This is a genomic window from Stieleria sedimenti, assembly GCF_025060895.1.
Taxonomy (GTDB): domain Bacteria; phylum Planctomycetota; class Planctomycetia; order Pirellulales; family Pirellulaceae; genus Stieleria; species Stieleria sedimenti.
In genome coordinates, this window is the sequence record NZ_JANZKV010000105.1 from 37,149 (window position 1) to 42,772 (window position 5,624).

Genomic DNA, 5,624 nt, shown 5'->3' on the forward strand with positions numbered 1-5,624 from the left:
GGCTTTAGCCGCCCGCTGTCGCTGCCTCGCAGCGACCGGGAATCGCCTAAAGGCTAGACACCAACGGTTGCTGAATTCCGAGCCATCGGTGGGCATGCTTCATCGCCGGCACGACGCCGCGCCTCACTTCGCCGTCAGCTTGACGTGGTGCTGGTCCTGCCCCTTGATGTGGACCGTTGCCGGATCCGTCCGATCGGCGCTTCGGCCGGGGTTCGGTTTGCCGCTGATGATGTACTCGCCTGTTGGAACGTTCTTGAACGTGTAGCTGCCGTCGCCGCCGATGTTGGCCGAACCGCCCCATCTGCCCACCGTCGCGTCTTTGTCGCTGTCGAGCCCGGCCTCTTCGATTTCAACAATGTACTTTGCTGTCACCGGTTGGCCGTCGACGGCGGCGACGGACACCTTGACCGTTCCGGTCGGCGATAAAGTCAAGACAATCGGTGACTCGGCGGTATCGTGTTCGTTCAACACCGAGTTGTAGTAGTAGCCTTGAGTTCGGCTGCTGAACTTGAGTTTGCCGTGGGGCACATCGGTGAACACAAACTCGCCGGACGCATCCGATGTGTATTGATGTTCGCCGGCGAGACGATAGAAATCTCCCGAGCGATCGAGACAGACTGCGACTCGGATCTCGACGCCGTCGAGTGGTTTGCCTTGGTCATCGACCACACGTACGGGCACCTTGGCGGCTTTAGCCAAGGTTGCATCCATCCTTTTGAAGGTCGACTTTGTGAACGAATGGTAGTATTTATCTTTGGATGCAAATCCTTGGGCGCCGACCACGACCCGATGGGTGCCTGCGGGGATTTGGGTCGCCAGAAACGCCCCTTCGGCATCGCTCGTTGACGTGACTTGAACCGATTCCTTGCCGATCGTGATCGTCGCTCCGACGATTGCGCCCCCTTCGGAATCATGGATGTGGCCCTCGAGCACGGCACCTTGATCGAGCGAGAGTCCATTGGATTCCAAGCGTTCATCGACCACCGTCAGCGTCGGCGGAATCACCAGTGACTTCCACTCGATCCGCTCGCTCACATACACCACCAGTTCGGTCTTGGGGCCGTCGCCTTCTTCCCCCGGCGGCAACAGGCCCGCTTTGGCGCCGCGCAGTTGCTGCCAGTTGGACGGACGCCACACCATGAATTGCCAATCGATCGTTTGCGGTTTTGTTTTGTCGGTCAGGTTCAGCCAGAAACTATTTTGGACGCCGCTGCGAACGATCAACTGCTTGCGATCGGAATCGAGCTGGGCAAACAGGTCGATGGCCGCTTGCAGATCGCTTGTCGTGCCGGAGTACTCGAAGTGATATTGGCCACCGCCGAAGGGTGGGCCTTCCCACCAAGCGATTCGCGTTTTCAAGTTTGCCAGCGGCAGCGAGCCGTCCGGTAGACCCTGGACTTTCACGGGCTCGTCTTTGCCGCCGGTGATCAGCGCCGACGCGGGCGTCAGCATTGCGACAAGCAAACTGAACGCGGTCAGAAAAAATCGAAGCATGGTCATCTCCATGGTTTGTTCACCGATGCCGGTCGCCAGGGGCTGCCGCGACACGGTGATGCTTGAAACAGGGTAAGCCACCTCGTGAGGATTGGCAAACTACACCGCACCTTCGGTCATTGGACGCTTCCAAGCTGGTTTTCTTAGGCCAGTTGTTGCGTTATCGAAAGATTGACCGCGCGGCGACGCACCGAATGGGGACATGGCGCACCGAATGGGGACATGGCACCAGCTCGGCATTGCAGGCATTGCAGCGCCGTAATTGACAGCAAATCAATCCCTTGCATCTTCAACGGTGCCCTGTCCCCGGCGCCCTGTGGGGACACGCCCCTTGTGGGGACAGACCCTCGGCACGGGGAGACCCTCGGCACGGGGAGACCCTCGGCACGGGGACAGGGCGCAAGCTCGGAATTGCAAGCATTGCAACTGTGAAACCTTGGAAGTGACTGCAAATCAATCTCCCGCATTTTCAAGGTGCTCTGTCCCCGCTGGGCGCTGCAGCCAGAACCGGACTTGTCAGGGGCCGGTGGGACTCGTTAACAGTGACAGTTCACGCCGGACTGCCGGCTCCCGCTCGATCTCCCACCGCTTCGCCTGCCTTTGCACCAGATGTTTCACGCTGCCGGATTACGATGCCTGCTAGCAACGCGGGGCCTCTTGGTCTCAAGCTTGCTGATTCTGGCACTGTCCGGTTGCGGCACGACGCGTCAGTACGAGGCAACCGAGCAATTGGTCGTCAGTGATGCCGTCGATCGCGGCATCCAGCACATGGACTTTCGTCCCCTCTCGGGTCGCAAGGTCTACCTCGATTCGAGCTACCTGCGACAGGTCAAGAGTGTCGGCTTTGTCAACGCGGAATACGTGATCAGTGCCTTGCGTCAGCAAATCCTGGCCGCGGGCTGTCTGTTACAGGACTCGGCCAACGAGTCTGACGTCATCATCGAAGCGAGAATCGGTGCGTTGGGTGCCGATGAGCATCAGGTGACGTACGGGATTCCGGAAAACAACTCGCTCAACAGCGCAGCCAGTGTCATCCCGGGCGCCCCGACGATCCCCACGTTGCCCGAGATCTCCGTGGCCCGACGCGAGGCTCGCGAAGCGGCCGCCAAGATCGCCGCCTTTGCCTACGACCGTGAAACCCGCAAACCGATTTGGCAATCGGGCGTCCGTCATTCGACCGCGACAGCTAAAAACACATGGGTGATGGGGATCGGGCCGTTTCAGGGAGGGACAATCCGAGAAAAAACCAAGCTGGTCGGCAGCGGCATTGCATTCGGCCGACGGAGTCGAAACGCATCGGTTTCCGAAGACTATGAGCGTCCTTCGGTGGACTACACCGCCGAAACGCGGTTCAACCAAGGATGGCCGGAATTCGGCGACGTCGGTAAAGGCCACGGCATGATCGCTTCGAGCGACGAGGCGCAAGAGTCAGCGATCCCGACGCCACCGGAATTGGAACCCTCGGACAAGCCTGAGGAGCCTGCGGAGAAGGAGAAGCCGCCGAAGGTGGCCAAGGCGGCAGGCGACGACAAGCCGAAGAAGCCGCCGCAATGAAACCGCGAAGCAGTTAGCAGTTAGCAGTTAGTTTTGAGATCAACGGCTTGGCTTGAGGATTTGTCCTTCGATGGCAGTGCGTGGCAGGGGGCCGAGGGCTCGGCTGTCGACCGAAACGGGAACGTTGTCTCCGACCACAAAGACTTCTTCATCGCCTAGGGTGACCGGATAATTCACGTTGCCGCTCGGTCGATCGTCGCGATATTCGATTTCGCGATAAACACGCAGCGTGTACCGTGATGCTTGCTGCTCGTCCAAGTCGACGGCGACCGGATGGGCCGCATCCAGCATTCCGAGCTGGTCGCTTCTTCCTTCGGTCCCGGCAGCGTGATCGGCAACGGCATCGCGATAGCGAGCCCAACCGCCGCGACTGGTGGTGGACACCATCGATCGCTCGTCATCAAAAAAGAAGACACGTAACGGAGCCTCGGGAACAACGGTGGGCGTCTTGGCTCGAATCTCGACGACCAGCCGATCGACTCGGTTCAGGACTCGTCGCACGGTTTGGTTGATCGGGTAGTCGTCCATCACCGGAGTGATTCGGCCGGCCTGGTGGGTGTTGCGATGCCCGTAGACGAGACGGCTGGGAACCCCGGCGTCACGGCTCCAGTGGTTCGGTTGCGAACTGACCGGCACCAGCGCCGGTGTCAGAAACTCGTCCGCATCGCGCTCGGCGAGCAGATCTTCCAGCCGCCATCCGCCGACGGTCAGTCTGCCCTCGGCGCGATCCAGGACGTCTCCCCCGACAGCCGCGACGCGTTTGACGTGACGCTTGCCGCCCCAGCGGATTGCCACGACATCGCCGATCTGCAGGGTGCCACAATCGGCGAGCTGACAAACGTCGCCGTCGACCAGCGTGGGTGCCATCGAGTCGCCGGCGATCCGAAACACCGAGGGGAGGGAGGCGCGGTCGTTGGCGGGGCGTAGGGCCGAATCGCTCGCCGCCGAATTCGGCTGGGCGGATCGTCTGCCCCAACGATACGCGACAGAGAAAACGACGACGCCGATCAGGATCGCGACGATCGGCAGACTTCGACGGGCGAGAGGTTTCATCGTGAAAAGTGATCACCTGACGGGAAAAACGAGCCCCCGTTATACTCCGTCGCCACCGCTCAACGCAGTGCGAGCGGGATTTCGATGATGCCAGTCGCGTGATGAAGACTCCAGTGATGCCCGACCCGACCACGATTGACCGAACCAAACGATCGCCGCAAGCCACTGATTCGACGAGCGGCGACGACTTGGAATTCCGCCACCAACCTGAAACGCGGGGGCGCATGGGATCGCTGCCGGGCGTTCGTATTTGGGGCTGCGGATCGTACGTCCCGGACCGGGTGGTCACCAACGAAGACCTGGCGGCGCTGGGATGTGACAGCGAGTGGATCGTTCGACGCACGGGGATTTTGGAGCGACGTCACGCGACCGCGGATCAGGCGACGAGCGACCTTTGCTATGAAGCCGCCGTCCGCTGCCTGGCCGACGCGTCGGTCTCGGTCGACGAAGTCGACTTGATTCTGGTTGCGACGATCACCCCGGATCACTTCACGCCCTCAACGGCGTGTCACCTGCAAAAGCGACTCGGCGCCTTCGCCGCTGCGATGGATCTGAGCGCCGCCTGTGCGGGGTTCGTCTACGCGCTGGCGACTGGTGCCCAGTTCGTCGCCGCCGGCAACGCGAAACGGGTGTTGGTTGTCGGTGCCGATTTAATGAGCCGAACGATCGATCCCAATGATAAGAAGACCTATCCGTTGTTCGGTGACGGCGCCGGCGCGGTCCTGATCGGCCCGGACGATTCTCGTTGCCCTGACGACGGCGGTGTCGAACAAGCCGATGCCGACGGGCCTTCGGGAATCTTGTCGTATCAACTCGGCAGCGAAGGTTGCGGAGGTGAAATGCTATGCATTCCCGCCGGCGGAACCCGTTTACCGCTGACCGAAGGAGCGCTTCGCGAGGGGCTGCAATACATGAAGATGGATGGGCGGAACGTGTTCAAGTGGGCCGTTCGCGTCTTTGATGAAAGTGCAAAAGACGTGCTCGCGGCGGCCCAAGTCAACGCCGAGGAACTGGCGTTGGTGATCATGCACCAGGCCAACCAGCGGATCATCGACTCCGCCGTCTCCGACCTGGGCGTTCCCAAGGACCGAGTGTTCGTCAATCTGGATCGCTACGGAAACACATCCGGGGCGAGCATCCCGCTGGCGATGGATGAAGCGATTCGCGCGGGTCGGATCAAGCGTGGTGACTACGTGCTGCTGTGCGGATTCGGAAGCGGACTGGCTTGGGGGACCGCGCTGCTGCGGTTCTAGTGCTTCGTCAACTTTTAACTTGGGGTGCCTGACTCAAATGGCGCGGGCATAATTGTTGGTGTGCAGGCTTTAGCCGCCCGCTGTCGCTGCGTCGCAGCGACCGGGAATCGCCTAAAGGCCAATACCGCTAAGTTAACATGAATGAGGGGGCCCGGACGCTGGCGCGAACCGGCTGATGTCAAACGAATATCAGCCGTTTGGCGCGAGCCTACGGGCCCTCATCTGAAGATACGACGCTTAACTTAGCGGTATTGGCCTCAAGGCTAGACA

The 5,624-nt window shown here is 60.8% G+C and carries 4 protein-coding genes; 2 read left to right on the forward strand and 2 right to left on the reverse strand.

Annotated elements, in window-relative coordinates; all coding sequences use genetic code 11:
- Positions 1–123 precede the first annotated feature (123 nt).
- Positions 124–1,494, reverse strand: a complete 1,371-nt coding sequence (locus tag NZK35_RS14870) for a carboxypeptidase-like regulatory domain-containing protein (RefSeq protein ID WP_259633323.1) — start codon at positions 1,492–1,494, stop codon at positions 124–126.
- A 669-nt stretch (positions 1,495–2,163) separates the two neighbouring features.
- Here NZK35_RS14870 and NZK35_RS14875 point away from each other — a divergent pair.
- Entirely contained in the window at positions 2,164–3,048 is an 885-nt protein-coding gene (locus NZK35_RS14875; RefSeq protein WP_259633324.1) for a DUF6655 family protein, read from the forward strand.
- A gap of 39 nt (positions 3,049–3,087) precedes the next feature.
- Here NZK35_RS14875 and NZK35_RS14880 read toward each other — a convergent pair whose 3' ends face one another.
- The gene (locus tag NZK35_RS14880; protein WP_259633325.1) at positions 3,088–4,101 is read right to left on the reverse strand and encodes a S26 family signal peptidase; all 1,014 of its coding nucleotides are present in this window, start codon (positions 4,099–4,101) and stop codon (positions 3,088–3,090) included.
- Between the two features lie 224 nt (positions 4,102–4,325).
- On the opposite strand from NZK35_RS14880, the gene NZK35_RS14885 reads away from it, so the two are divergent.
- On the forward strand, positions 4,326–5,354 hold the full coding sequence (locus tag NZK35_RS14885) for a beta-ketoacyl-ACP synthase III (RefSeq protein ID WP_407699794.1): 1,029 nt from the start codon (positions 4,326–4,328) through the stop codon (positions 5,352–5,354).
- The last annotated feature ends 270 nt before the right edge of the window (positions 5,355–5,624 follow it).

What these genes read in the sequence shown, in the direction of transcription:
- NZK35_RS14870 (WP_259633323.1), bottom strand. Translation starts at nt 1,494, where the DNA reads ATGCTTCGATTTTTTCTGACCGCGTTCAGTTTGCTTGTCGCAATGCTG.
- NZK35_RS14880 (WP_259633325.1), bottom strand. Translation starts at nt 4,101, where the DNA reads ATGAAACCTCTCGCCCGTCGAAGTCTGCCGATCGTCGCGATCCTGATC.
- NZK35_RS14885 (WP_407699794.1), top strand. Translation starts at nt 4,326, where the DNA reads ATGGGATCGCTGCCGGGCGTTCGTATTTGGGGCTGCGGATCGTACGTC.